At 71.8% G+C, this 3,394-nt stretch carries 4 protein-coding genes; all 4 read left to right on the top strand.

The window, feature by feature from the left end; all coding sequences use genetic code 11:
• A partial coding sequence (locus tag VF825_RS06745; RefSeq protein ID WP_331111473.1) for a M23 family metallopeptidase occupies nucleotides 1-471 on the top strand: 471 nt, incomplete at its 5' end.
• A gap of 111 nt (nucleotides 472-582) precedes the next feature.
• Nucleotides 583-1,053 carry an SsrA-binding protein SmpB gene (gene smpB / locus VF825_RS06740; RefSeq protein WP_331111470.1) on the top strand — a complete coding sequence of 157 codons (471 nt, stop codon included), beginning with the start codon at nucleotides 583-585 and terminating at the stop codon, nucleotides 1,051-1,053.
• 5 nt (nucleotides 1,054-1,058) lie between these two features.
• Nucleotides 1,059-2,978 (top strand): DUF2207 domain-containing protein, encoded by a 1,920-nt coding sequence (locus VF825_RS06735; protein ID WP_331111468.1) that lies wholly within the window; start codon nucleotides 1,059-1,061, stop codon nucleotides 2,976-2,978.
• A 148-nt stretch (nucleotides 2,979-3,126) separates the two neighbouring features.
• Nucleotides 3,127-3,394, top strand: a 268-nt coding sequence (locus VF825_RS06730) for a hypothetical protein (RefSeq protein WP_331111466.1), incomplete at its 3' end; no start/stop codon positions are given.

The following is a 3,394-nucleotide window of genomic DNA, read 5'->3' as shown; positions in this document are numbered from 1 at the left end:
GCCGCCGCGCGCGCCGCGGCCGCCCGCCGCCGCGCCCATCAGGCGCCGCCGCCGAGCATCCCGACCAGCAGCGGGTTCCTGAGCTACCCCGTCAACGGGCCGACCTCCTCGGAGTTCGGCATGCGCTTCGACCCGGTCGCCCAGCGCTACCAGCTGCACGCCGGCCTCGACTTCGCGGTCAACTGCGGCACGCCCGTGCACGCGGCCGCGTCCGGCACGGTGATCATGGCGGTGCCCGAGTCCGCCTCCGGCGGCTACGGCAACCAGCTCGTCATCGACCACGGCATCGTGCGCGGCGTCGACCTCACGACCACCTACAACCACCTGTCGAGCTGGGTCGTCACCGGCGGCTACGTCAGCCGCGGCCAGGTCATCGCCTACTCCGGCACCACCGGCATGTCGACCGGCTGCCACCTGCACTTCGAGACCCGGCAGGACGGCACCCCGGTCAACCCGCGCATCTGGCTCTGAGGCCGGGAGCCGGCCACCCGGCATACCCGGCCGAAAGGCCGTCGCTGCCTGCCCTCCCGGGCAGGTAGCGTTACCCCGCGGTTCACGCACGCGAGGGAAGGGACGGCGACGGTGGCCAAGGAGCAGGGACGCAAGCTGGTTGCGAGCAACCGCAAGGCGCGTCACGACTACCTCATCGAGGACACCTTCGAGGCCGGTCTCGTCCTGACCGGCACCGAGGTGAAGTCGCTGCGGGCCGGCCGGGCGTCCCTCATCGACGGGTTCGCCAGCGAGTACGACGGCGAGATCTGGCTCGAGAACGTCTACATCCCCGAGTACTCCCAGGGCACGTGGACCAACCACGCCGCCCGGCGTCGGCGCAAGCTGCTGCTCAACAAGGACGAGATCCACAAGCTCACCATCAAGACCCGCGAGGCCGGGCACACGATCGTGCCGCTGTCGCTGTACTTCAAGGACGGCCGGGCCAAGGTCGAGATCGCGCTGGCCAAGGGCAAGAAGCAGTACGACAAGCGCCACGCGCTGCGCGAGCGCCAGGACAACCGCGAGGCCCAGCGCGCGATGTCGCACCGAACGGAGAGGTGACGCGCGTGGCCGCACGGGGGAGGCTGCGGGCGCTGCTCGGGGTGCTGGCGGCGCTGGGGCTCCTGCTGGGCCTGCCGACGGCCGCGCTGGCCGCCGACACCGAGCACATCGTGTCGTTCACCGCGGCCTACGACGTGAAGGCTGACGGCGGCATGGACGTCACCGAGACCCTCGTCTGGGACTTCGGCGGCGGTGGGCACCACGGCATCAAGCGCTACGTCATCACGCAGCAGGGCTACCAGAACAGCACGACCCAGCACCGCGTCTACGAGATGAGCGACGTCAGCGCGTCGAGCCCGTCGGGGGCTCCGGCCGGCGTCGACGTCTCCCAGCTCGGCGCCAACACGGTCATCCGCGTCGGCGACCCGAACGAGACCGTCGAGGGCACCCAGACTTACGTCATCCGCTACCACCTGGCCCACGTGGTCAACGGCTTCCCCGACCATGTCGAGCTCTTCTGGAACGTCACCGGGGACCAGACCTCGGTGCCCACCGACAAGGTCTCGGTGACCGTGCACGGGCCGGCCGCGGTCACCAGGGCGGCCTGCTACTACGGCGCGCAGGGCGCCACGACCCAGTGCGCGGCCCAGCCCGGCGCGACGGCGACGTTCAGCGCCGGCCCGATCCCGGCGTACCAGCAGGTGAGCGTGGTCTCGTCGTTCCCGACCGCCGCCTTCACCACCACCAGTCCCGACCTGCGCTCGGGTGGCACGGACACCAGCGGCAGCTTCTCCGAGGCCGGCTCGACGCTGTCGCCGGGCGTGGCGAGGGCGGTCAGCCTGCTCGGCGTCGGCGCCGGGGTCACCGTCCCGGTCCTGGCGGCGGCGCTCATGGGCTTCCTCGTGTGGACCCGTGGCCGGGACGAGCAGTACGCCGGTCTGACGCCGGGCCTCACGCCCGCCGCCGGTGCCGAGGGCCAGGTCGTGCGCGGGTCGCGGCCGGGGGCGGTGGCGGTGCAGTTCCAGCCGCCGCAGGGCGTGCAGCCGGGCATGGTCGGCACGATCATCGACGAGACCGCCAACACCATCGACGTCAGCGCGACGGTCGTCGACCTGGCGGTGCGCGGGTTCCTCACGGTGCGGGAGGTGCCGGGGGAGGGGATGTTCTCCCGCACCGACTGGGAGCTGACCGCGCTGCCGCCGCCGGCCGGCGAGGAGCTGCTGACCTACGAGCAGGTCCTGCTCAACGGGATCTTCCGCGACTCCAACCCGGTCATGCTCTCGGCGCTGAAGAACCACTTCGCGACGACGCTCTCCTCGGTGCAGTCCGACATGTATGCCGAGGTCGTGCGGCGCGGGTGGTTCCGCAAGTCCCCGCAGAGCCAGCGCCGGGTGTGGACCGGCCTGGGCATGGCGCTGGTCGTCATCGGCGTGGGGTCGGGCTGGTTCTTCGGGCTCAACAGCTCGGCGGTGGACGCCAAGGCCGGCCTCGGGCTGCCGGTGCCGTCCGGGATCATCCTGGCCGTCGGGCTCGTCGTGGCCGGCCTCATCGTCAACCTGCTCGGCCGGCGGATGGCGGCCCGCACCGCCAGCGGGAGCGCGGTCCTGGCGCAGTCGCTGGGGTTCAAGCAGTACCTCCTGACCGCCGAAGCCCGGCAGATCGCCTTCGACGAGGCCGCCACGATCTTCAGCCGCTACCTGCCGTTCGCGATCGTCTTCGGCGTGGCCGACCGCTGGGCCAAGGTCTTCGCCGACGTCGCCGAGGCAGCGGCTGCCGCAGGGCAGACGATGGTGATGCCGACCTGGTACGTCTTCGGGCCGGGTGGCTTCGGCGGGTTCCAGGACATCGCCCACGGCGTGGACAGCTTCTCCACCACGGCCAGCGGCACGTTCACCTCGACGCCGGGGTCGTCGGGCTCGAGCGGCTTCGGTGGTGGCGGGTTCTCCGGCGGCGGTGGCGGCGGGGGCGGCTCCGGCTCCTGGTGAGCCGCGCGCGATACCCGTGGGCCCTTCCCTTCCCTTCGCGTCCCTCTCGGCGTGGTTCGGCGGGTTGTCCCCAGGGGGGGTCATACCCGAGTCCCGTCATCCACAGGGGCGGCGTGCATGGTGGTCGCTCGCGGGCCAGGCCCCGACCGTGGCCGACATGCCAAACATGCGTCGCGTCATTCCTCATCAGCTCGAGCTGGGGCCGTTCAGCACGGCGAACGGGCTGGGGTCATTGACCTCAGAGGTGCTCTACGGTCCGTCGTTCGAGCGGGTCATGCAGGGCGTGCACCGCGCCCGCCACGTGGATGCGCCCGACCACGGCGACCTCATGCGGGCAGCGCGCCTGGTGCTTGGCGACGCGGCAGTCTTCGTCGGGCGCAGCGCGGCATGGGCCCACGGCTCGCGACTCGCCTCCG

The sequence above is a fragment of the Oryzihumus sp. genome (assembly GCF_036391795.1).
Classification (GTDB): Bacteria; Actinomycetota; Actinomycetes; order Actinomycetales; family Dermatophilaceae; genus Oryzihumus.
Note: the sequence above shows the minus strand (reverse complement) of the source record. Positions and strands in the feature narration are given on the sequence as shown.